Origin of the sequence: Roseibium alexandrii DFL-11, assembly GCF_000158095.2 — a bacterium.
Taxonomy (GTDB): Bacteria; Pseudomonadota; Alphaproteobacteria; order Rhizobiales; family Stappiaceae; genus Roseibium; species Roseibium alexandrii.
The window spans coordinates 1,366,106-1,386,767 of sequence record NZ_CM011002.1 but is presented as its reverse complement, the minus strand read 5'-3'; the positions used below and the strand labels follow the sequence as shown (position 1 = coordinate 1,386,767).

At 56.0% G+C, this 20,662-nt stretch carries 25 protein-coding genes; 21 read left to right on the top strand and 4 right to left on the bottom strand.

The features are described from left to right. Window positions 1-90: 90 nt before the first annotated feature. The 13 genes from SADFL11_RS06505 to SADFL11_RS06445 all read left to right on the top strand — a co-directional run bounded on the left by SADFL11_RS06505 (window position 91) and on the right by SADFL11_RS06445 (window position 10,307). A complete protein-coding gene (locus SADFL11_RS06505; protein WP_040451993.1) occupies window positions 91-1,374 on the top strand; it encodes a flagellar hook protein FlgE in 1,284 nt (427 codons plus the stop codon). 35 nt (window positions 1,375-1,409) lie between these two features. Then, window positions 1,410-2,858, top strand: coding sequence for a flagellar hook-associated protein FlgK (gene flgK / locus SADFL11_RS06500; RefSeq protein ID WP_008197027.1), 1,449 nt, complete (start codon window positions 1,410-1,412; stop codon window positions 2,856-2,858). A 5-nt stretch (window positions 2,859-2,863) separates the two neighbouring features. Continuing rightward, on the top strand, window positions 2,864-3,910 hold the full coding sequence (locus SADFL11_RS06495) for a flagellar hook-associated family protein (RefSeq protein ID WP_040451996.1): 1,047 nt from the start codon (window positions 2,864-2,866) through the stop codon (window positions 3,908-3,910). Window positions 3,911-3,959: 49 nt separating this feature from the next. Then, window positions 3,960-4,310, top strand: coding sequence for a flagellar biosynthesis regulator FlaF (flaF, locus tag SADFL11_RS06490; protein WP_008197124.1), 351 nt, complete (start codon window positions 3,960-3,962; stop codon window positions 4,308-4,310). 4 nt (window positions 4,311-4,314) lie between these two features. After that, complete coding sequence (gene flbT / locus SADFL11_RS06485) at window positions 4,315-4,782, top strand: flagellar biosynthesis repressor FlbT (RefSeq protein ID WP_008191739.1); 468 nt, start codon at window positions 4,315-4,317, stop codon at window positions 4,780-4,782. An 11-nt stretch (window positions 4,783-4,793) separates the two neighbouring features. Beyond that, a complete protein-coding gene (gene flgD, locus SADFL11_RS06480) occupies window positions 4,794-5,198 on the top strand; it encodes a flagellar hook assembly protein FlgD (protein ID WP_008195381.1) in 405 nt (134 codons plus the stop codon). Between the two features lie 15 nt (window positions 5,199-5,213). Then, complete coding sequence (gene fliQ / locus SADFL11_RS06475; RefSeq protein ID WP_008188784.1) at window positions 5,214-5,480, top strand: flagellar biosynthesis protein FliQ; 267 nt, start codon at window positions 5,214-5,216, stop codon at window positions 5,478-5,480. A 190-nt stretch (window positions 5,481-5,670) separates the two neighbouring features. Continuing rightward, on the top strand, window positions 5,671-7,761 hold the full coding sequence (gene flhA / locus SADFL11_RS06470) for a flagellar biosynthesis protein FlhA (protein ID WP_008192641.1): 2,091 nt from the start codon (window positions 5,671-5,673) through the stop codon (window positions 7,759-7,761). Further along, window positions 7,758-8,534, top strand: a complete 777-nt coding sequence (gene fliR / locus SADFL11_RS06465) for a flagellar biosynthesis protein FliR (protein WP_008194671.1) — start codon at window positions 7,758-7,760, stop codon at window positions 8,532-8,534. The genes flhA and fliR overlap by 4 nt, the downstream gene beginning before the upstream one ends. A 5-nt stretch (window positions 8,535-8,539) precedes the next feature. Further along, window positions 8,540-8,920 carry a hypothetical protein gene (locus tag SADFL11_RS06460; protein ID WP_008196338.1) on the top strand — a complete coding sequence of 127 codons (381 nt, stop codon included), beginning with the start codon at window positions 8,540-8,542 and terminating at the stop codon, window positions 8,918-8,920. Between the two features lie 102 nt (window positions 8,921-9,022). After that, on the top strand, window positions 9,023-9,454 hold the full coding sequence (locus tag SADFL11_RS06455; RefSeq protein ID WP_008197026.1) for a rod-binding protein: 432 nt from the start codon (window positions 9,023-9,025) through the stop codon (window positions 9,452-9,454). Beyond that, on the top strand, window positions 9,454-9,852 hold the full coding sequence (locus SADFL11_RS06450; RefSeq protein WP_209002749.1) for a hypothetical protein: 399 nt from the start codon (window positions 9,454-9,456) through the stop codon (window positions 9,850-9,852). Before SADFL11_RS06455 ends, SADFL11_RS06450 begins: the two co-directional genes overlap by 1 nt. Beyond that, entirely contained in the window at window positions 9,849-10,307 is a 459-nt protein-coding gene (locus tag SADFL11_RS06445; protein WP_008193564.1) for a hypothetical protein, read from the top strand. Before SADFL11_RS06450 ends, SADFL11_RS06445 begins: the two co-directional genes overlap by 4 nt. Window positions 10,308-10,412: 105 nt before the next feature. Here SADFL11_RS06445 and SADFL11_RS06440 read toward each other — a convergent pair whose 3' ends face one another. Continuing rightward, complete coding sequence (locus SADFL11_RS06440) at window positions 10,413-11,285, bottom strand: ATP-binding protein (RefSeq protein WP_040451998.1); 873 nt, start codon at window positions 11,283-11,285, stop codon at window positions 10,413-10,415. Window positions 11,286-11,526: 241 nt separating this feature from the next. Here SADFL11_RS06440 and yajC point away from each other — a divergent pair, with 241 nt between their 5' ends. The 6 genes from yajC (at window position 11,527) to SADFL11_RS06415 (ending at window position 16,330) form a co-directional block, all read left to right on the top strand. Continuing rightward, window positions 11,527-11,859, top strand: a complete 333-nt coding sequence (yajC, locus tag SADFL11_RS06435) for a preprotein translocase subunit YajC (RefSeq protein ID WP_008194273.1) — start codon at window positions 11,527-11,529, stop codon at window positions 11,857-11,859. A 70-nt stretch (window positions 11,860-11,929) separates the two neighbouring features. Beyond that, window positions 11,930-13,540, top strand: coding sequence for a protein translocase subunit SecD (secD, locus tag SADFL11_RS25560; RefSeq protein WP_008188918.1), 1,611 nt, complete (start codon window positions 11,930-11,932; stop codon window positions 13,538-13,540). Window positions 13,541-13,558: 18 nt separating this feature from the next. Next, a complete protein-coding gene (secF, locus tag SADFL11_RS25555) occupies window positions 13,559-14,509 on the top strand; it encodes a protein translocase subunit SecF (RefSeq protein WP_040452003.1) in 951 nt (316 codons plus the stop codon). Then, the gene (locus tag SADFL11_RS06425; protein ID WP_040452005.1) at window positions 14,509-14,898 is read left to right on the top strand and encodes an Mth938-like domain-containing protein; all 390 of its coding nucleotides are present in this window, start codon (window positions 14,509-14,511) and stop codon (window positions 14,896-14,898) included. The genes secF and SADFL11_RS06425 overlap by 1 nt, the downstream gene beginning before the upstream one ends. A 28-nt stretch (window positions 14,899-14,926) precedes the next feature. Continuing rightward, window positions 14,927-15,778 carry a phytoene/squalene synthase family protein gene (locus tag SADFL11_RS06420; protein WP_008196222.1) on the top strand — a complete coding sequence of 284 codons (852 nt, stop codon included), beginning with the start codon at window positions 14,927-14,929 and terminating at the stop codon, window positions 15,776-15,778. 30 nt (window positions 15,779-15,808) lie between these two features. Beyond that, window positions 15,809-16,330, top strand: coding sequence for a GrpB family protein (locus SADFL11_RS06415; RefSeq protein ID WP_008194423.1), 522 nt, complete (start codon window positions 15,809-15,811; stop codon window positions 16,328-16,330). Between the two features lie 79 nt (window positions 16,331-16,409). On the opposite strand, the gene SADFL11_RS06410 is transcribed toward SADFL11_RS06415, so the two are convergent. Then, complete coding sequence (locus SADFL11_RS06410; protein ID WP_008194403.1) at window positions 16,410-16,976, bottom strand: class I SAM-dependent methyltransferase; 567 nt, start codon at window positions 16,974-16,976, stop codon at window positions 16,410-16,412. A gap of 18 nt (window positions 16,977-16,994) precedes the next feature. Beyond that, complete coding sequence (gene trmFO, locus SADFL11_RS06405) at window positions 16,995-18,413, bottom strand: methylenetetrahydrofolate--tRNA-(uracil(54)-C(5))-methyltransferase (FADH(2)-oxidizing) TrmFO (protein WP_008197288.1); 1,419 nt, start codon at window positions 18,411-18,413, stop codon at window positions 16,995-16,997. 381 nt (window positions 18,414-18,794) lie between these two features. Between trmFO and SADFL11_RS06400 the strand changes: the two genes are divergently transcribed. After that, entirely contained in the window at window positions 18,795-19,502 is a 708-nt protein-coding gene (locus SADFL11_RS06400) for a S49 family peptidase domain-containing protein (protein WP_134852927.1), read from the top strand. An 87-nt stretch (window positions 19,503-19,589) separates the two neighbouring features. Further along, complete coding sequence (locus tag SADFL11_RS06395) at window positions 19,590-20,231, top strand: hypothetical protein (protein ID WP_008195531.1); 642 nt, start codon at window positions 19,590-19,592, stop codon at window positions 20,229-20,231. Between the two features lie 115 nt (window positions 20,232-20,346). On the opposite strand, the gene SADFL11_RS06390 is transcribed toward SADFL11_RS06395, so the two are convergent. Continuing rightward, window positions 20,347-20,496: a DUF1127 domain-containing protein gene (locus SADFL11_RS06390; RefSeq protein WP_008194643.1), complete on the bottom strand. Its 150-nt coding sequence runs from the start codon at window positions 20,494-20,496 to the stop codon at window positions 20,347-20,349. Between the last annotated feature and the right edge of the window lie 166 nt (window positions 20,497-20,662).

Here is a 20,662-nt window from a genome sequence, read left to right as displayed (position 1 = left end):
ATAATTGATAAAACTGATCTTGGGCTACAGCTTCGCGCAAGCTGGATCGGTTTGACTGTCACCAGTTGAATTGGAAACTGGAGACATTCCATGGGTCTTTCTGGGATTATGCGCACCGGTGTGTCCGGCATGAACGCGCAATCGAGCAAGCTCGGCGCGGTCGCCGACAACATCGCGAATTCAAGCACCACCGGATACAAGCGGGCGGAAACCGAATTCGCGTCCCAGGTTCTCGCCCAGGGCGGTGGATCGTACAATTCCGGTGGCGTTCAGGCGCATACCAAATATGCCATCTCCGATCAGGGATCCATGAGCTTCACGACCTCGAAGCTTGATCTGGCAGTTGACGGAAATGGTTTTTTCATTGTGTCAGACAGCACCGGAGCAGGCGCATCTCAAGCCCTGACGCGTGCAGGGTCCTTCGTTCCGGACGGCCAAGGGTATCTCGTCAATACAGCTGGCATGTATCTGCAAGGCTATCCGATTACCAACGGCAATGCACCGTCCGTGGTCGCAAATGGTCTCGGCGGGCTGGAGCCGGTTAACATCACACAAAATCAGCTCGAAGCTACACCGACAAGCACAGCCACGTTGCATGCCAACGTTGACGAAGATTCCGCAATTGTCGCGGCTGCCAACTTGCCGTCCGCGAACGCTGCAACCGCTGAGTACTCCCATAAGACATCTATGGTCGTGTACGACAACCTCGGCAATGAAGTGACATTGGATGTTTATTACACCAAGACAACCGACACGCCGCCGACAACCGACTGGGAAGTGACCGTTTACAATGCGGCTGACCGGGATCCGGCCACGGGCGGTTTTCCATATGGTGCCGCCAACATCGGGACCAGCACCATTCAGTTTGATACAACGACCGGACAACGGACCGGTGCAGTGACTGCAGTCAACATTACGGTGCCGAATGGCGGCACCTATGACATTGACCTAGAAAACTCCACCTACACCGATGCAGGGTTCACGGTGACCAATGTGGATGCTGACGGGAACGCACCGAGCTCCGTTGAGAAGGTCGAATTCGGTGAAGACGGGACCTTGTACTCGATCTACACAAACGGTGACCGTCGGCCGATCTACAAGATCCCACTCGCCGATGTGCCGAGCCCGGACAAGCTCGATCCGGTGTCCGGAAACATTTACCGCCCGTCGATTGATTCTGGTGATGTCCGGGTGGGGTTCCCGGGTGACGGTGGTCTTGGCGAGTTGGCTGTTGGCGCGCTTGAGGGCTCAAATGTTGATCTCGCCAATGAACTCACATCGATGATCGAATCCCAGCGCACCTACACGGCCAATTCCCAGGTCTTCAAGGCCGGCTCCGACCTGATGCAAGAACTGGTGAATCTGGTCCGCTGATGCCGTTCAGCATTGAAACTTGAAAGTATTAAGTCATGAGTTTGTCCGTCGCCCTGCAGGTGGCCCAGTCAGCGCTGGCTGCCCGTCAGACAGAATCCTCGGTGATCGCCCGTAACATTACGGGCGCTCAGGAGCCGGGATTCTCGAAAAAATCCGTGCAATTGAGCACGATGTACACTTCGTCCGGTCAAGCAGGCGGCCTCCGTGTCAACGGCGTTGCCCGCATGGCCGATAGCGCCCTTTACGCGTCACTGTTGACCTCCACGTCCGTCGGGACATCCCAGCAGGCAAAGTTGGATGGCATTACCCGTATGGCGGAGACAATCGGGGATACCGAGCTCGAAACATCGCCAGCGGCCCTATTGGGAGAACTTCAGAAAACGCTCCAGAACTATGCGTCGGACCCCAACAATTCGGTGATGGCACAAGACACGCTGCAGTCGGCAAAGAACATGGCTGCTAGCCTTCGGTCTAGTTCGGATCTCGTTCAGGAAGTGCGCGCAAATGCCGATAGCGACATGGCGACTTCGGTCCGCGAGATCAGCTCGCTTCTTGGCGAGCTGGAAAATCTCAACTCAACGATCGTCAAAGGCACGCAGAACGGAGCGGATGTAACTGATGCATTGGATGACCGGGATCAGGTACTGCTCGCCTTGTCGGAAGAGATCGGCATCAAGACCATGGACCGGGCCAACGGAGATATCGTTGTCTATACGGACAGTGGTGTGACCCTTTTTGAGACTTCAGCGCGCGAAGTCTCCTTTGCTCCCACAACCACTTATTCGCCCGGGACTGTCGGAAGTGCAGTAATCGTAGATGGCGTTCCCGTGACTGGTCCGGGAGCAATCATGCCGATTTCATCCGGCCGCCTGCATGGGTTGGCCGAACTGCGTGACGATACCGCGGTTACGTATCAGAGCCAGCTGGATGAGATTGCCCGGGGCGTGATCGAAGCATTCGGGGAGTCCAACGGCGACGCAGGTTTGTTCACTTGGTCAGGAGCGCCAGCCATTCCTCCCGGTGCGACACATTCAGTCGGTCTGGCCGCTGACATCATTGTCAATCCGAACGCAGACCCTGACCAAGGCGGCAGCCTTGATCGTATCCGTGATGGTTTCTCGGTCGCTTACAATCCGGCCGGTGACGCCGGTTTCTCCGCCCGTCTTCAAGAACTGGTTGGAGCTTTTGATACCAGCCGGACATTCGCCGGCAGCGTCGAACTGGATCCAGACGCCAGTCTCAACTCATTTGCTGGTTCGTCCGTTAGCTGGTTGGAAAATGGCCGTAAAACGTTGACGAAAAACGTCGAAATACAATCCGTTATTGTTGGCCGAACCGCTGAAAACCTAAGCAACACAACTGGTGTGAATATCGACGAGGAACTGACGTTGCTTCTCGAAGTAGAGCGGGCCTATGCGGCCGCGTCCCGTCTGATCACTGCCGTCGACACCATGCTCGAAGAACTGATGATGGCCACGAGGTAACCGACATGAAAACGACATTTATCTCCACATTCATGCTGGCGGATTCGTCACGGCGGAACATCCTCAGCCAATCGACTTTGGTCAATAAATTGGGTGTCGAACTGTCTTCTGGACGAAAATTCGACATCGGACTGGATCTCGGCGCGCGGACCGGTGAGAGCGTTTCTGTGCGTTCGGAATTCAATTTTCTGAACGGGATCAAGGATACCAATGCGTTGGCAGAGTCACGCTTGGCGGTAAGCCAGGCTGCGATGGACGACATGTTGACCGATGCCCAGGCCTTTATGGCGACGCTGGTCGCATTGAAGGAAGATCCAACGACCGCCGACATTGTGAAGGCCGACGCTGAGGGCAATATGGGGCTGCTGGTCTCCCGCCTGAACAGCCAGCAAAATGGCTATTTCATTTTCGGCGGGATCAACTCCGCCAACATTCCGTTTGCGGACTATTCTGATCCGACGTCGCCGAACAAAGTGGCGGCAGATGCCGCATATCTTGCGGAGTTTGGGTTTGATCAATCCAATCCCGGAGTTCCCGGGATTACGGCTGCTGCGATGACTACATATCTGTCCGGCAACTTCGACGCGATGTTCCAGAGCCCAAACTGGGAAGCCAGCTGGTCAACAGCATCGGATACACCGCTGTCCAGCCGCATTTCAGCAAGTGAAACAGTTGCCACCTCTGCAAGCGCAAATGAAACAGCATTCCGCGAACTTGCCAAGGCCTACACCATGATGTCAGACCTTGGAAATGAGGCTCTGAGTGACGAGGCTTACAAGGTTGTCGTTGACACCGCGATCCAGACCCTTGGGTCCGCAATGAACAATCTTACGAGCGTGATGGGCAAAATGGGCACTGTTCAAGAACAGGTCAAACTCGCCGGTGAAAGACTGGATGTCCAAACAAACATCCTGAATACGCGGATCAACGATCTAGAGCTTGTCGACAAAGAGGAAACGTCCGTGCGTCTCACCACGGCCCTGACGCAGCTCGAAACCACCTATGCCGTGACTTCACGGATGCAGGGCTTGAGTCTGCTGAATTTCATCTGATCCGATAAGTGGCGCGCCACTTATTTCAACTGAGCACCAGAGAGGGGCCATGTACAATTTGTCTTACGCTGAGGTGATGGATAACCTTTGCATTGATGACAGGCTGAACGAACACAAGGCGATGTGCATCATCATCGCGAAGTTGACCGCAGCACATGAAAAAGGCGTCCGGTCACCAGAAGCCGTCGATGCCTTGTTTTACACGCGCAGGGTTTGGGGGTTCTTTATGGAGAATCTTGCGGACGACGCAAACCAGCTCCCAGACGAAACACGTGCCAATCTGATCTCGGTCGGTATCTGGGTGCTGAAAGAGGCTGAAGCGTTGCGGCAATGGGAGAGGGAAGACTTCTCCGACATCATCGAGATCAATTCCATTATCCGGGACAGTCTGGCGGGGTAAGCTCATGAAGATTGCGCTCAAATCAGGGGAACGCCTCTTTATCAATGGCGCGGTGATCCGCGCTGAACGCAAGACATCGATCGAGTTGATGAACGATGCCGTGTTCTTGCTGGAGTCCCATGTGCTCCAGCCCGAAGAGGCCACGACACCTCTCAAACAACTCTACTTCATTCTGCAGACAATGATTATGGACCCCGCGGCAGCGCCTGCGGCCAAGGACATGTTTCACGTCGTGCTGGCCTCAGTCTCAGGCGCTTTTTCAAGCTCTGAGGTTTTGGATAAACTGGAGGAGGTCGGTCAACTGGCCCGCAAGGACCGTTGGTTCGAAGCCATGAAAACAGTGCGGGCATTGTATCCCTTGGAGGCCCGTCTGATGGCCGCAGATCATCGTGCCAGGCAAGAAGAAGAGAAAGCCTCAGGGTTTTCTGCCAGGCAACCTGCGCACTCTGAACCCCACCTTGAACTGGTATAAGGACACCTGCCATGACAAGCGTAAACCCGGTCGCATCCGCGGCCGCAGCGAATGAAGCCGGCGGCGCTAGAGCTGCTCAGGAGCAGTTAACCGTAGACTACAATGCGTTTCTTCAATTGATGATGACGCAAATGAAGAACCAGGATCCAACCAAACCGATGGACGCGTCAGAGCAGCTGTCGCAATTGGCGACCTTCTCCCAAGTCGAGCAGGCGATCCAAACCAACTCCAAACTGGAGACAATGCTGACCAACATGTCCTTCGGCCAGGTTGATGACCTGATCGGCCGAACGGTGACGGACAGCAACGGCACAACCGGTGTGGTTGAGAAAGTCGAGATTTATTCTGACGGTACCATTCTCGGCCTTGATAACGGCAAAGGCGTTCTGCTTGGACCGGGTGTTTCCATCTCATAAAGGCTGTAGGTTGCCATGAATGAAGTAGATGCCCTGGATTTGGTCCGGACGGCGATCTGGACAATTCTCATCGGATCGGCACCTGCGATTATTCCTGCTATGATCGTTGGAATCGGAATTGCGCTCTTGCAAGCCCTTACACAAGTTCAGGAAATCACTCTGACCTTCATTCCCAAGATCGTGGCCATTTTGGTAATGATAGTGATTGCGGGGCCGTTTATTGGCGGCCAGATGTATGCCTTGACCACGGTGATCTATAGCCGGATTGAAAACGGTTTCTGATCCCTAGCAACTGCGGAAACTGTCAGCAGGCATCATCGCATCGAAACAAAAGGCGGTTGACTGGTCTTGTGACCGGTCGACCGTCTTTTTCTTTTTCCGGTGCCGAGTGGCTTGCTCGCCGGTTGAAAAAAGCCTCACGCAAGTTTGAGCAGCGATTTTGCCCTTAGCTGACACGCGCAAGAGAGCAGGCATGACAGACACATCCATCACTTCCAGCGTCAACGGGGCTCCGGAAAGCCGCCGCGATATTGGGTTCGCGTTTGGGATCGTGGTGATCCTCGCGGTTCTGTTTCTACCGATCCCGACCTTTTTGATCGACGTTGGGCTCGCCATGTCGATCGCATTGTCTGTTTTGATCCTCATGGTTGCCCTGTGGATCCAGAAGCCCCTCGATTTTTCGTCCTTCCCGACGATACTTCTGATCGCCACGATGCTGCGCCTGTCGCTGAACATTGCGACAACCCGGGTAATCCTGGCAAATGGGCATGAGGGGGTTAACGCTGCCGGTTATGTCATCAGTGGTTTTGCACAGTTTGTCATGAGCGGTGATTTTGTGATCGGTTTGATTGTCTTTGCGATCCTGATCACGGTGAACTTCATGGTGATCACCAAAGGCGCGACACGGATCGCGGAAGTGGGTGCTCGTTTCACCCTCGATGCGATCCCGGGCAAGCAGATGGCGATCGACGCGGATTTGTCGGCAGGTCTTATCGACGACAAGCAAGCCCAGGACCGCCGGAAGGAACTGGAAGACGAAAGCTCGTTCTTCGGTTCAATGGACGGGGCGTCGAAGTTCGTACGCGGCGATGCCATTGCCGGCTTGATCATCACTGCCGTCAATATTCTAGGCGGCATCGTTATAGGTGTAACCCGCTATGACATGTCGGTGTCTGATGCAGCGGATGTCTTTACCAAGCTGTCTGTCGGTGACGGTCTGGTTTCCCAGATCCCGGCTTTGATTGTCTCGCTGGCCGCCGGTCTACTGGTGTCCAAGGGCGGAACACGCGGTTCGGCAGAAAAGGCGGTCCTCGATCAGCTCAGCGGCTACCCGCGGGCATTGTTCGTTGCAGCCGTTTTGATGGGTGTATTCGCCTTGATGCCGGGTCTCCCGATGCTGCCGTTTTTCATGCTTGCCGCGATCCTTGGCTTTATCGGCTACTCGATCCCGAGGCGTCAGGCAGCGCGCCAAGCGACCGAGGATAAACAACGTGCGGATGCCGACCGTCAGGCGAAGGAAGAGGCCAAGGACTCCGTCAAGGAATCGCTCAAGACCGCCGAGATCGAGCTGGTGCTTGGCAAACAGCTTTCTGCCGAGCTGGTGGTCAATCATGGCGAGTTGTCCCGCCGGGTTGCCAAAATGCGCCGCAAGTTTGCCGAACAATATGGCTTCGTCGTCCCCGAAATCCGGGTATCTGACAGCCTGACGATCGATCCGAAAAGCTACCAGATCAAGATCCACGGGACGATTGTCGCTTCCCAGCAGATTAAGGTCGGTGAGTTGCTGGTCATCCCGAACGGAGATGAGCGGTTGCCTGTTCCTGCGGATGAGACCCGCGAACCCGCATTTGGCATGCCGGCCCTTTGGGTGCCGAATGCCTATCGGGATGAAGTCCGGCGGCACGGCCTGGAGCCAGCTGAAAACAACACGGTGGTCCTGACACACCTTAGCGAAGTTATCCGCAACAACCTGCCGCAACTCTTGTCCTACAAGGACATGCGCAACCTGTTCAACCGTCTGGACCCTGAGTACCAGAAACTGCTGGATGACATCTGCCCGGCGCACACGTCCTTCTCCGGTTTGCAGGCGGTCATGAAACTGCTCTTGGCTGAACGGATCTCCATCCGGAACCTCAACCTCATTCTGGAAGCGGTTGCCGAAATCGTGCCGCATGTCAGACGGTCTGAACAGGTTGTGGAGCACGTGCGTATGCGGATTGCCCAGCAGATCTGTGGCGATCTCGCTGAAGGCGGCCCACTACAAGTGTTGCGGCTCGGTAATCGTTGGGATCTTGCCTTCCACAACGCGCTCAAGCGCGATGCCAAGGGTGAAGTGGTCGAGTTCGATATCGAACCTCAACTGGTGGAAGACTTCGGCACGCAAATGTCCGAGGCCGTCAAGAAACACATGAAGAGCGGTCAGCGGTTTGCCATTGTGGCCGCGCCTGATGCCCGCCCATATGTCCGCATGATCGTGGAACGCATGTTCCCGACGCTTCCCGTGCTCTCGCATCTCGAAATTGCCCGCGGTGTTGATGTTAAAGCGCTTGGGACCGTGTCGTGATCGCCGGAGGTCTGCTGTTCAGCACTTACGGTTCATCGCTGGTCCTGGCAACTTTCCTCCTGTTTTGCCGGATCGGGGCCTGTCTGATGGTTATTCCCGGTTTCGGCAGCAACCGGATCCCGATGCGGGTTCGGCTCTTCGTTGCGTTTGGTATCTCGCTGGCTCTGTCGCCGCTGCTGGTGCCGGACATTCAGCAGGCGTTACCGGATGAAGCGCTTGGCACTGTCTCCTTCTTCATCGGGGCGGAGCTTCTGACCGGCTTGTTTATCGGTTTTCTAGGGCGGATCTTCATAGCAGCCCTTGAAACACTGACAACGTTGGTTTCCATGGCGATCGGCCTGTCTAACATGCCTGGCATGCCGATCGATGGTGTCGATGCACTTCCGCCGGTCGCAAACCTCTTCACGCTGACCGCAACAGCCATGATTTTCATTGCCGATCAGCATTGGGAAATCTTGCGCGGTCTGGTGCAGTCTTACGAAGTCATTCCGCCAGGGCGTCCCTTGGCGGCGATGGCGAGCCTGGAACAGTTTGCCGAGCAGTTGGCACGGACCTTTGTGCTGGCGCTCCGGGTGGTCAGCCCGTTTATCGTCTACACGATCGTCGTGAACCTCGCCGTCGGGCTGATCAACAAACTGACACCCCAGATCCCGGTCTACTTCATCTCACTGCCGTTCGTCATCGCGGGCGGCCTCTACTTCCTTTACCTCGTCGCAGCCGAAGCAATCATGATCTTCCTCGACGGGTATTTCACCTGGCTTCAATTGGGTTAGCGCACATGGCACGAAACAGTCGTGAAATCGAACGCATGTTCAAGATGCAAGAGCAGATCTTGAAACTGTCGTCCTGGATCCTTCAGGACCTTGATTCACAAGCCCACAAACTGAACGAAAAGGAACGCCGGATTCTACTGGCGCTCTCAAACGGTGATCTCGCGCAACATGACAGGTTCATCGCCAATGCCGCAGAGCGCTTGCGCCGCATCATTGAGGAAATGGCCCGCATCACTGCCGCCCGGGAAAAGGTGAACGCCGAATTCGAACGCCAGCGTCACATGCTCAAAACCATGTCGGAACGATTGGCCGTCATGCGCGGTGAAGAACAGCGCGCGAACGACGAACGGGAACTGCAGGAGTATCTGGACCGGCGGTATGGCTGACTGGGAGAAAACCGTACAGAGCGCAAGCCTGCCGCAAGCTCGGCCGACTAAACCTGATGACACGATTTATGGCGGTGTTGCCGCATAACAGGGAGATCGGCGATGGCCATTTCGCCTCCTTCAGATCTGATCCTAGACGTCGCCAAGGCGGCAGACCCGACGGAAATTCGAGAGGCGTCGAACCGTTTGAGGTCCATCGCGGCTTCCGGCGACGGCTCCGGCTTCAGTCTCGCCTTTGATAGCGCACGCTCTGGAGCCCCATCGGGGACAAGCTTCGACATGTTCCGCTCCGGCAGTGCCGACGCCGGTGCGTCGCAAAAATCACCGGCGGAAAAATTCGAGGCGATGATCCTCACCCAATTCGTCGAAACCATGTTGCCGAAGGATGCGGAGATGGTTTTCGGCAAAGGAACAACCGGCGAGATCTGGAAGTCGATGCTGGCTGAGCAGGTCGCCGGGCAGCTGGCGGCAAGCGGTGGCATTGGTGTCGCCGATCTGATCTCAGATACATTGAAACAAGGAGCTAAAGTCTGATGGATGCCGGACAGGAACTTGTCGTGCAAAGCCCGGTGGTGAACCCGGCTGTATCCGGACCTCTGGTCATTGCGATTGACCGCGCCATAGAGGTCGTGGAAGCGGAAACCCGGGCGCTGCGCGCCAATCCGACCACCGATCTCAAACCGTTCGAGTATCGCAAGAGCCAGGCGCTTCTGGATCTCACCCGCGCGCGGTCCCTTGTTCCGCCGTCCGCTTACACTGAAGACGTCAAGGACCGTCTGGTGGACTTCAAGGACGTGCTCCAGGAAAACGTTGACCTACTGACACTGCACATGAATGCCGTCTCCGAGGTCGTGAAAATGATGTCGCGCACCATGCTCGACCAGGAATCCGACGGGACTTATGCCGCGCCGTTTCCGGAGCCCGCGCGATGATCAAGATGCTCGTGGCCGGTGTATGGATGTCGATTGCGATGCTGATCTCGGGATACGGAACGGCCAAGTTCATCTCGGCCCAAAACCAGACAAACAATCAGGAAGAAACCGCTTATGTCGGCCTCGACTACGAGACGTTGAAACCGGTCAATGTGCCGATCCTTTTTGAAGGCGCTTTGCAGGGCTATGTGGTTGCCAAACTGGTGTTCACCGCAGACGGCGACACCTTGCGCAAGCTGCCTGTGCCGCCGCACCCGTTTTTGGTTGATGAGGCGTTCCGGGCTCTGTACGCGGATGAGACACTCGATTTCCGGAACCTGGAACGCTACGACCTCGACGGTCTCACAGAGCATCTGAAAACGGTGACCAATAAGCGCATTGGCCAAAAGGTCGTGCAGGATGTTCTCGTTGAGGAGTTCAATTATTTCGACAAGGCGGATGTCTTAAGCCACTGACAGCTGAGCGTCCGGCTAGCCGCCCCAACTCCTTGCCGCCTCCCTGGCAGTCTCACCGGTGCTTGCTTTCGAACAGGCGTCGGTTTTTTTGACAAGCAGATGTTCTCAATCCAATGACTTTCCAAGACGACCGGCGAGATCCTGAATGAACTGATACGCTACGCGGCCGGAGCGGCTGCCGCGGGTTGTGGACCATTCCAACGCTTCTGCGCGCAGGTTCTCTTCAATGACATTGAGGCCATAATAGGCTGCATAGCCGCGGACCATGTCCAGGTAATCATCCTGGCTGCATTTGTGGAAGCCAAGCCACAGGCCGAAACGGTCGGAGAGCGATACCTTTTCCTCAACCGCCTCGGACGGATTGATGGCGGTTGACCGTTCGTTTTCCATCATGTCGCGCGGCAGGAGATGCCGACGGTTCGAGGTCGCATAAAAGAGGACGTTCTCAGGCCGTCCTTCAATACCGCCTTCAAGGACCGCTTTCAGCGATTTGTAGGATGTATCGTCATGGTCAAAGCTGAGGTCATCGCAGAAAACGATGAACCGGTATGACGCCAGCCGGATCTGGGTCATCAGCTTGGGCAGCGATTCGATGTCTTCGCGGTGAATTTCGATCAGTTTGAGTGTGCTGGAACCAAGTTCCGTGTTCACGGCAGCTTGTGCAGCCTTTACCAGAGACGATTTTCCCATGCCGCGTGCGCCCCACAGCAAAGCATTGTTTGCCGGCAGGCCTTTGGCAAAGCGGCGGGTGTTGTCGAGCAGAAGATCGCGAACATGTGAAACCGCGCAAAGCAATGCGATATCCACCCGGTTGACCTTGGCAACCGGCATCAGTTCGCCGGGATTGGGCGACCAAACAAAGGCATCGGCTGCTTCAAAATCGGCCGGAACTGGGGCGGCCGGGACCGCCCGGGAAATCAAATCGATCAGGGAATCGAGCTTTTCATTCAATGCGGCAATGTCACTCGGCGCGCTCATGATGTCTTGCAACCCTTACAACAAAAGCCCACGTGGGGGCCGGAAACCATGCGGCGGAGCAGTATCATGACGGACCGGGAGCGCAAATGGCACTTATTCCCATTCCGGTACGCAGCTATTTGCCGGTTATGCTTGAAAAGAAGCGCGCCAACGTTATAGTCCGCGCCACCAGAATTGAGCGTTTTGCCGAGGGCCGGAAGACTGCCTGCGGCAAAGAAAAAACGCCCCTTAGGAGAGTTGAATGTTGATCACCCCAGCCTACGCACAAGGTGCCGGAGCCGCCGGACCTGATTTTCTTATGTCCATGCTGCCGTTCGTGGCAATCTTTGCGATCATGTACTTCCTGATCATCCGTCCGCAGCGTCAGCGCATGAAGCAGCATCAGGAATTGGTTTCCAACCTGCGCCGGGGGGACACGGTGGTGACTACAGGCGGATTGATCGGCAAAGTCTCCAAGGTCGTCGATGATGGGGAAATCCAGTTGGAGCTCTCCGAAGGCGTGAAGGTCCGCGTCGTCCGCTCCATGGTTCAGGAAGTCCGTTCCAAGACCGAACCGGTTAAAGAAGGCGCTTAAGCCTAACACTGCCAAGACCAGTATTGATGGGCCGAAGGTGTTTCGGCCCGTCCGCTTTTAAGGCTAGACCATGCTCTATTTCGCACGCTGGAAAATTGCGCTGATCGTTCTTGTCGTTGCCGCTGGCATCGTAACGACTCTGCCGAATTTCTTTTCTGCAAAAACTCTCGAAAGCTGGCCGGATTTCTTGCCGAAGAACCAGATGGTTCTGGGTCTCGATCTCCAGGGCGGCGCTTATCTTCTCTATGAAATCGATCAGCAGGATTACATCGAAAAGCGCATGAAGGCGCTTGTTGGCGATATCCGTGCTGCGCTCCGTGAAAACCCGCGCATTGGCTATACGGGCCTTGGTGTACAGGGCGATGCTGCTCAGGTTCGGATTCGCGACCTGACACGGCTGGCAGAAGCCGAAGAACGGCTGGAACCTTTGGTCAATCCGCTCGTGTCCAACGTTTTCAGCGGCCAGCAAGTCGACGAATTCGAATTGTCGGTCAGCGATGACGGCCTCGTACGCTTTACGTATTCAGATCAAGGTCTCACAGACCGGATGACCAACATCGTACAACAGTCGATCGAGGTTATTCGCCGCCGTGTTGACGAACTCGGCACGACAGAGCCGAACATCCAGCGTCAGGGGACAGACCGGATTCTTGTCGAAGCCCCAGGCGAAGACGATCCGGAGCGTTTGAAGGATCTTGTCGGCCAGACCGCACAGCTGACTTTCCACATGGTCGATACGTCCATGTCCGGCGATCAGGCCATGCAGAGCCGTCCGCCGGTTGGAACCGTGGTCATGATGTCGGTTGACGATCCGCCCCTGCCGTATCTTTTGGAAGAAACGCCGCTGCTGGCCGGTGAAGACCTCGTTGATGCGCAAGTCAGCTTCGATCAGCGGTCCAACGAACCGGTGGTCAACTTCCGCTTCAACACATCCGGCGCCCGTAAGTTCGCAACTGTGACCCAGCAAAACGTCGGCCGTCCGTTTGCCATCGTGCTCGATGAGGAAGTTATTTCCGCACCGGTTATCCGTGAGCCGATCACTGGTGGGTCCGGTCAGATTTCCGGAAACTTCACCGTTGAAGGCGCGAACGACCTTGCAGTGCTGCTGCGGGCGGGTGCGCTTCCGGCAAAGCTGACCGTGATCGAGGAACGGTCCATCGGTCCGGGCCTTGGCGCTGATTCCATTGAGGCGGGTAAAATGGCCTCGATCATCGCAGGCGCGCTTGTGATCATTTTCATGATCCTTGCCTATGGCCGGTTCGGGGTGATTGCCGATGTTGCGCTTGTTGGGAATATGTTCCTGATTTTCGGTGCGCTTACGGCCCTGCAGGCAACTCTTACGCTGCCGGGGATTGCGGGTATTGTGTTGACGATCGGTATGGCGGTTGATGCCAACGTGCTGATTTTTGAGCGCATCCGCGAAGAGGCCCGGGCAGGTCGCTCGGCGATTACGGCGATCGACGCCGGTTACAAGCGCGCGCTTGGAACCATTTTGGACGCCAACATCACGACGCTGATCGCAGCCGTCATCCTGTTCCAGCTTGGGTCTGGACCGGTGCGCGGCTTTGCGGTGACACTGGCGATCGGGATTTTCACCACGGTCTTCTCCGCCTTCACGTTCAGCCGGTTGATGGTGGCCCTCTGGGTCCGCTACCGCCGTCCGTCCGTCTTGCCGATTTGATCCGGGAGTAAACAAAAAATGTTGCTGAGACTCGTTCCGGACAACACGCATTTTAAATTCATGTGGCTGCGGAAGATCAGTTTTCCGCTGTCCATCGTCCTTGTCGTGGCATCGCTCGCCGGTTTCTTCACCGTCGGCATGAACTACGGCATCGACTTCAAGGGCGGCACGATCATCGAGATCAAAACCGATGGTCCTGCCGACATCGGCTTTATCCGGTCCGAATTGTCGAGCCTGCAGCTCGGCGATATTCAGGTCCAGGAGTTCGGCGCGCCGGATGACATCCTGATCCGGATCGAAGAACAACCGGGCGGAGAATTGGCGCAGCAGGCTGTAGTCGCTAAGGTGCGCACGATCTTTGCGGATGACAATGTCGACTTCCGCCGGGTGGAAGTGGTTGGACCAAGGGTCTCCAGTGAACTGGCGCGGGCAGGGGCGATTGCGGTGGCGGCGTCCCTTCTGGCCATCATGTTCTACATCTGGTTCCGCTTTGAGTGGCACTTTGCCGTCGGCGCGATCCTGACGACTGCCAATGACGTTGTCGTTACCATCGGCTTGTTTGTGCTGTTGCAGCTCGACTTCTCGCTATCCAGTATAGCGGCGGTCCTCACGATCATCGGCTATTCGCTGAACGACACCGTGGTGGTCTATGACCGGATCCGGGAGAACTTGCGCAAATACAAGAAACGGCCGCTCACCGAGATCCTCGACCAGTCGATCAACGAAACCTTGTCGCGGACAACCATGACCTCTGTCACGACGTTGTTGGCGCTCCTGGCGCTCTACATCTTCGGTGGGGAAGTGATCCAGTCGTTCACGCTCGCGATGATCTTCGGCATTGTGATCGGTACCTATTCGTCGATCTTCCTGGCCGCGCCGTTCCTGATCCTGCTGAACCTGCGTCCGGACGCCCTGTCGTCCAAGGATGACGATGGCGGGAAAGATGAGGGCACGGAGGCAACAGCCTGATCGTGAAAGGCCTCGAAATCCGCGATGCTCATTTCCCGGGCCGGGCCCCGCTGGACGCTTATGGCGACGGCGGGTTCCGGTTTGCTGAAATGTCTCATCGCGGCTCTCTCTTGTGCGTACCGAGCGGGATCTATGGCTGGAACCTGACAACGCCGGCTGAGTTCCGCCTCGAGGCTTTCGACCGGGTCATCGAAGAACAGCCCGACATCGAGGTTCTGCTGGTCGGGACCGGACCGGACTTGTCGCCGCTCAGCGCCGATCTCAAGGGGGCGTTCCGGGAGGCAGGCATTCTGGCTGATCCGATGTCGACTGGTGCAGCTGTTCGGACATACAACGTTCTCCTGTCTGAGGGACGCGCCGTTGCTGCTGCTCTTTTGGCAGTGGACTAAACCCTCTCACAATTCCATATGAGCCCTTATGGCCGAGGACTTTGAACACGCTGCGGATGTCGTGCGCCAATACGACAAGGATCGCTATCTGAGCGCATTGCTTGCACCGGAAGACCATCGCCCGGGGCTGATGGCGCTTTATGGCTTCAATGCAGAAATTTCCCGGATCCGGGAAATCGTCTCGGAGCCCTTGCCGGGGGAAGTCCGGCTGCAATGGTGGCGGGATTTTTTGGAGGGAACATCCCATGGCGCAGTTGACGGCAATCCGGTTGCCTCCGCGCTCGCTCAGACCATTGATCGCTACAAACTTCCAAAAAACGGCCTGATCGCCATGACGGAAGCGCGGATCTTCGATCTCTACAATGATCCGATGCCGAACCTCAACGATCTGGAGGGGTATACCGGTGAGACGGTGTCCGGGTTGATCCAGCTTGCCTGCTGGGTGCTCAACAACGGTGAAGATACTGGTACTGCAACAGCGGCGGGTCACGCGGGGGTGGCGTACGGCATGACCGGCCTCATGCGTGCGCTGCCCTGGCATGCCTCCCGCCACCAAATGTTCCTGCCGAAAGACGTTTTGGATCGCCACGGCGTTGACCTGCGGACCGTATTCAAAGGCGAGGCAACCCCGGAGCTTGCCGCTGCGCTTTCAGAGATGCGGGCGCATGTGCGCCATCACATGTCCCGGGTCAAACAAGCTGCGAGCGATGTTCCCGATACCTGTCGGGCGGCGTTCCTCCCGCTGTCGTTGGTTGAACCTTTCTTGAAAAAGATGGAAGCTGCCGACTTCAATCCATTGAAGGACGTTGCGGAACTCTCGCAACTGCGCCGTCAGTGGATCTTGTGGCGCGCAAGCGGCAAATCGGTCGCCAGCCTTTAGGCACCGAAACGAGCGAGCTTGGTGAGGGACATGGTCGAGCTGACGGAGCATGCGCCGGAATGGGCGGATCAGTTTGAGGACGAGGCGCTTCGGATCTCGCGTGTGCTGGGAGACAATCTCACCAGCATCCATCATATCGGCAGCACGGCTGTACCGGGATTGGTCGCAAAACCCATCATTGATCTGATGGCAGAAGTGGCAAGCCTTGAGGCCTGCGATCAGGCGCAGCCGGCCATGCAGTTGCTCGGCTATGAGGCGATGGGCGCTTACGGTATTCCGGGACGGCGCTATTTCCGCAAATTCAACGCGGACAGGCGCCGGACCCATCACCTTCATGTGTTTTTGAATGGGTCGGATCACGCGATCCGGCACCTGGCTTTCCGGGATTATCTGATCGCGCATCCCGAAACAGCTGGTGAATACGGCAATTTGAAGCGCAAACTTTCCAAAATCGACGGCGGAGACTGGGACAGCTACGTCTCCGGGAAAGAAAAGTTCATTAATAGCACAGAACGGCTGGCCCTAACGTGGGTTGCAGGTAGGGGTGAGTAAGGCTCTCTGTCACATCACAGCTGTACTATAGAAGCTGAGCCGGAACCGGACTGCCTAAAGACACTTGTCCGTACTGTCCTTATTTTTTCTTCGCCAATATGGCTAAGGAGTCATCAGCATCAAACTCACCGAAAGAATGAGTTTCCAGCACTTCGAATGCACTTCCCATCGCTTCTTCCAAAGCAACCTCATTTCTGGCTTCATAAATGAGTCCGGTTTCGTCTTCTGGTGCCTCCAGGCGGCTCCAGACAAGGTGAAACACCAATCCACCGGGTGTTAGTAGTTGGGCCTGACGGCTAAAGGAGGCTGCCAGCTCTTCATCACTGAGGTGGTGGAGTACCTTGTTTGAGTAAATCGCATCAAAGGGGCCGTCGGCTGCTATCGTCACAGCGTCCAAAGACATTACGGTCTGGTCAGGAAAGCGGGCTGTTAGCATATCAACAAAAGCCGGAGAATAGTCCGATCCCGTTACCTGATAGTGCGAATCCAGAAGTTGCATATCGTTGCCAGGCCCGGACCCCAGCTCAAGGACTTCGGCTCCGTCGGGCAATACGTTAAAGAGGATTTCAAGTTGCACAGCGGCGTCATAGCCAACGCACATTTCCGCATACGCGACCGCATTCTTTTTATCGTGATAATAGTGCATAGCAGCTCCGTTTAGAGATCATTCAGCTGCTTCGCGGACAGGGCCGATCTGCGCTTGCCAGGCGGCAAAGTCTGTCTTGGCACGCTGTGTCATCGCCAGCTTTTTGGCTTTCGACTTTTCCTTGCCCTTGATGCGCTTGCCGTCAGCGTCTTTTGTTGGCGCTTCGACCAACGGGAACAGGCCGAAATTGACGTTCATCGGCTGGAATGAGCGTGGTTTTCCAGCTCCGTCATCCCGGCTGATATGACCGCCTGTGATGTGACCAAGCAGTGCGCCCATGGCCGTCGTTTGCGGCGGTGTGATGATGTCCTGCCCTTTGGCTTCCATAACCGCGAACAGTCCGGCCATGCAGCCGACAGAGGCTGATTCGACATAGCCCTCACAGCCGGTGATCTGGCCTGCAAAACGCAGGCGCGGGTCCGCCTTCAAACGCAGGGTATCGTCCAAGACTTTCGGTGAGTTCAGGAAGGTGTTGCGGTGGAGACCGCCGAGACGGGCAAACTGCGCGTTTTCCAGCCCCGGGATCATCTTGAAGATGTCGCCCTGGGCACCGTATTTCAGCTTCGTTTGAAACCCTACCATGTTGTAGAGCGTGCCGAGCGCATTGTCCTGACGCAACTGGACGACAGCATAGGCTTTCACATCGGGATTGTGGGCGTTGGTGAGACCCATCGGCTTCATCGGCCCGTGCCGCAGTGTTTCCCTGCCGCGCGCCGCCATTACCTCGATCGGCAGGCAACCGTCGAAGTAGGGAGTATTCTCTTCCCATTCCTTGAAGTCGGCCGTGTCGCCTTCGATCAGGGCGTCGATGAACGCCTCGTACTGCTGCTTGTCCAACGGGCAGTTGAGATAGTCCTTGCCAGTACCGCCCGGGCCAACCTTGTCGTAACGCGACTGGAACCAGGCCTTGTCGAGATCGATGGAGTCAAAATGAACGATCGGGGCAATGGCATCGAAAAAGGCCAGCGCATCTTCACCGCTTTTGGCAAGCACGGCTTCCGACAGTGCAGGCGATGTCAGAGGGCCAGTTGCGATGATCACTTTTTCCCAGTCTTCCGGCGGCAAGCCGGCGACTTCATCTCGCGAGATCGTGATTCGGGGATGCTCTTCCAGCGCTTTGGTCACGGCATCAGAAAAGCCATGCCGGTCAACGGCCAGCGCACTGCCGGCTGGAACCTGATTGGCATCGGCACAGGCCATGATGAGCGAACCAAGCTGGCGCAGCTCATGGTGAATCAGGCCAACAGCGTTTTGTTCAGAATCATCTGAGCGGAAGGAGTTGGAACAGACCAGCTCGGCCAATCCGTCGGTCTGATGGGCTTCTGTTTTGCGAACCGGCCGCATTTCATGCAGCACAACGTCAAATCCGGCTTTGGCGATTTGCCAGGCAGCTTCAGACCCGGCAAGGCCGCCGCCAATCACATGGATGGGGGGCATGGCAGTTTCCTTTGGAATTTCGAGCCTTGGAACGGTTTGCGGGCCCGATTCGTATGCGCGGGTCTCCTGGCATCGACAAGGCCACTCTCTCTTGCGCCCTGATTACAGGGAAAACAAATTCATCGCAACGGTTCGGGCAAAGAGGTTCGCAAACCCCGATAAACCGACGAAAGAGCTGTTCGTGTCGGCAGGTCTTTGATGCGAAACCTCGATTTCCAATATCTAGCCGGCTGAGTTTTTGTGCAGTGTGACAAGACATTAATTGCTTGCCCGGCAAAAGAAAATTTTCGCAAGAATAACACTTGCAGCCTCCCGGCTAACAATGACAGTTTTATGAAAAGGCGCAAAAAGTGCGCCTAAACTGTGCGCGGAGGTATCCCTATGTGGAAGGAATCTCGAACCGGAATTGAATCAAATACACCGACAACGTATCACGCCGTAATCAGCGGCATTCGCATGGGAGAATGGTCTTTATTTGGGTTTGGACTGATGATGGCGTCGTTGGTCTTCTTTCTTATGCCCGGACGAGCGAATGCTGTCGAAATTGAACGGTTTGCCAACCACCTTGTGCTGAGTGGCGAGATTGCGGATTACAGCCCGGGCGCCTTGAACCGGAATTTGGTGGAAGCCCTGCTGGATTTGGCAATGGCCGGTGATCGCACATCGCCAGTGTATTTGCATCTCAATCTCCCCAAAGGCTGCGATGCTGCGGCATCTTTTCGCTTGGTGGACATCATAAGATCGGCGCAGGACCAAGGCACGCGCGTTGTCGCACAAGTGTCGGCAGGAGACACCTGCATGTCAGGCTGCACCTTCTTGTTCCTTGCCGCAGACGAACGCTGGATGGCCCCAGAGGGCCGGTTGGTATTCCATGGGTTTACCCGAAGGAACGCTGCGCGGCCAGGCCCGGTTCCAGAGCGGTATATTGAGACCTATTACAAGCTCCTTGCCGCCGCCAATCAGACATTCTTCGAGTTCTTCAAAGCCACCAGAATCATTGAGGATGATCGCAAGGTTGGGTTTACCGGACAGACTCTCTTTGAAGAACGAGCTTTTGCTGGTTTGGTCACTCGGCTGCTTATGCATTGATTGCTGCAGAAGAATCACCGCAACATCCAATCCCATCAAGTCGCCAGCGTATCCGGCAAGTGAATCATCCTCGCCAGAGGTATCCTGATGTTCTCTCCGCTGTCCCCTACAGCAATCATGGCGGTTGCCGCACTGTTGATTGTCACTGCGTGCGCCAGCCAGTCTACCAGCGAAGCGACCGGCTGGTTTGGTACACACGACGGTGTCCCCCCCAAAGCAAACAAAGTTTACATTTGTCATGGATTTGGTTGCGTCTACAAAACGCCTGTTGAGTATTCCCGGCAGGATCTTGCTCGTTTACGTGTGATTCTGGTGTCCGGCAGGGCATCGCCAAGTGCCGAGCGGCAGGCAATTGCGCATGCGGTCGCATGGCAAGAGCGCCGCGTTGCCGTAACGGTCGGATCTGAAGAAGATGTCGGTGGATTTGATATTGAAAACGCGGGTGTATCCGGTCAAATGGACTGTATCGATGAGAGCACGAACACTACGTCGCTTCTGCTAGTTACCCAAAAACACAAGATGCTGAGGCATCACGACGTGAGCGCTCCCGTTGCGCGCGGCTTTTTTCTTGATGGCCGTTATCCTCATGCGACTGCGACAGTCACCGAAAAGAAAACCGGTACGGTTTATGCCGTTGATTCCTGGGTCAATGCCAATGGCAAACGTCCGGATATCATGCCAATCGATCATTGGTTGGCCGAGGGTGACCGCTGGTTCCTGAGCACATAAAAAAACGCCTGCCGGTGGGAGGAGGATCCGGCAAGCGCTTTTTGAGGTCTGCGGAAACCCGCAGAGGATCACGGTCATTGGCTGGGAGGAGGATGCCTTTGACCGCGAAACTGAATTACTTGATGGCGGCGCGGGCGTAGCGCGCGATGTCCGCGCGGGCAATGCCCAGGTCGTCCAGCTCACGGTTGGACAGGTTGGACAGTTCGTCGTAGGTCCGGCGGTAGCTTTTCCAGTTGTTGAATTTGCGTACAACGTTATCGATCATGGCTCTGGCCTTTTTTATCTAATGGCCATGACACCGCGGATCGGCGACTGGCCCGTTCATCTCGTTACAGCGGGGAAATAGGTGTTTTGTGCGCTGCGAGGTAGAGGGGCAAACGCGAAGCTGATATGCAAAAAATGCAAGTTAATAAAGAGTTAACGCCTCAGTC

Bases quoted from the DNA above. Each gene is read 5' to 3' on its own strand.
- trmFO (WP_008197288.1), bottom strand. From the start codon at position 18,413: ATGCCCCCCATCCATGTGATTGGCGGCGGCCTTGCCGGGTCTGAAGCT.
- SADFL11_RS06495 (WP_040451996.1), top strand. From the start codon at position 2,864: ATGAAAACGACATTTATCTCCACATTCATGCTGGCGGATTCGTCACGG.
- SADFL11_RS06420 (WP_008196222.1), top strand. From the start codon at position 14,927: ATGGCCGAGGACTTTGAACACGCTGCGGATGTCGTGCGCCAATACGAC.
- SADFL11_RS06410 (WP_008194403.1), bottom strand. From the start codon at position 16,976: ATGCACTATTATCACGATAAAAAGAATGCGGTCGCGTATGCGGAAATG.
- SADFL11_RS06390 (WP_008194643.1), bottom strand. From the start codon at position 20,496: ATGATCGATAACGTTGTACGCAAATTCAACAACTGGAAAAGCTACCGC.
- secD (WP_008188918.1), top strand. From the start codon at position 11,930: ATGCTCTATTTCGCACGCTGGAAAATTGCGCTGATCGTTCTTGTCGTT.
- SADFL11_RS06415 (WP_008194423.1), top strand. From the start codon at position 15,809: ATGGTCGAGCTGACGGAGCATGCGCCGGAATGGGCGGATCAGTTTGAG.
- SADFL11_RS06445 (WP_008193564.1), top strand. From the start codon at position 9,849: ATGATCAAGATGCTCGTGGCCGGTGTATGGATGTCGATTGCGATGCTG.
- fliQ (WP_008188784.1), top strand. From the start codon at position 5,214: ATGAATGAAGTAGATGCCCTGGATTTGGTCCGGACGGCGATCTGGACA.
- SADFL11_RS06395 (WP_008195531.1), top strand. From the start codon at position 19,590: ATGTTCTCTCCGCTGTCCCCTACAGCAATCATGGCGGTTGCCGCACTG.
- SADFL11_RS06505 (WP_040451993.1), top strand. From the start codon at position 91: ATGGGTCTTTCTGGGATTATGCGCACCGGTGTGTCCGGCATGAACGCG.
- flgD (WP_008195381.1), top strand. From the start codon at position 4,794: ATGACAAGCGTAAACCCGGTCGCATCCGCGGCCGCAGCGAATGAAGCC.
- SADFL11_RS06440 (WP_040451998.1), bottom strand. From the start codon at position 11,285: ATGAGCGCGCCGAGTGACATTGCCGCATTGAATGAAAAGCTCGATTCC.
- flbT (WP_008191739.1), top strand. From the start codon at position 4,315: ATGAAGATTGCGCTCAAATCAGGGGAACGCCTCTTTATCAATGGCGCG.
- SADFL11_RS06400 (WP_134852927.1), top strand. From the start codon at position 18,795: ATGTGGAAGGAATCTCGAACCGGAATTGAATCAAATACACCGACAACG.
- SADFL11_RS06450 (WP_209002749.1), top strand. From the start codon at position 9,454: ATGGATGCCGGACAGGAACTTGTCGTGCAAAGCCCGGTGGTGAACCCG.
- flgK (WP_008197027.1), top strand. From the start codon at position 1,410: ATGAGTTTGTCCGTCGCCCTGCAGGTGGCCCAGTCAGCGCTGGCTGCC.
- yajC (WP_008194273.1), top strand. From the start codon at position 11,527: ATGTTGATCACCCCAGCCTACGCACAAGGTGCCGGAGCCGCCGGACCT.
- flhA (WP_008192641.1), top strand. From the start codon at position 5,671: ATGACAGACACATCCATCACTTCCAGCGTCAACGGGGCTCCGGAAAGC.
- SADFL11_RS06460 (WP_008196338.1), top strand. From the start codon at position 8,540: ATGGCACGAAACAGTCGTGAAATCGAACGCATGTTCAAGATGCAAGAG.
- SADFL11_RS06455 (WP_008197026.1), top strand. From the start codon at position 9,023: ATGGCCATTTCGCCTCCTTCAGATCTGATCCTAGACGTCGCCAAGGCG.
- flaF (WP_008197124.1), top strand. From the start codon at position 3,960: ATGTACAATTTGTCTTACGCTGAGGTGATGGATAACCTTTGCATTGAT.
- secF (WP_040452003.1), top strand. From the start codon at position 13,559: ATGTTGCTGAGACTCGTTCCGGACAACACGCATTTTAAATTCATGTGG.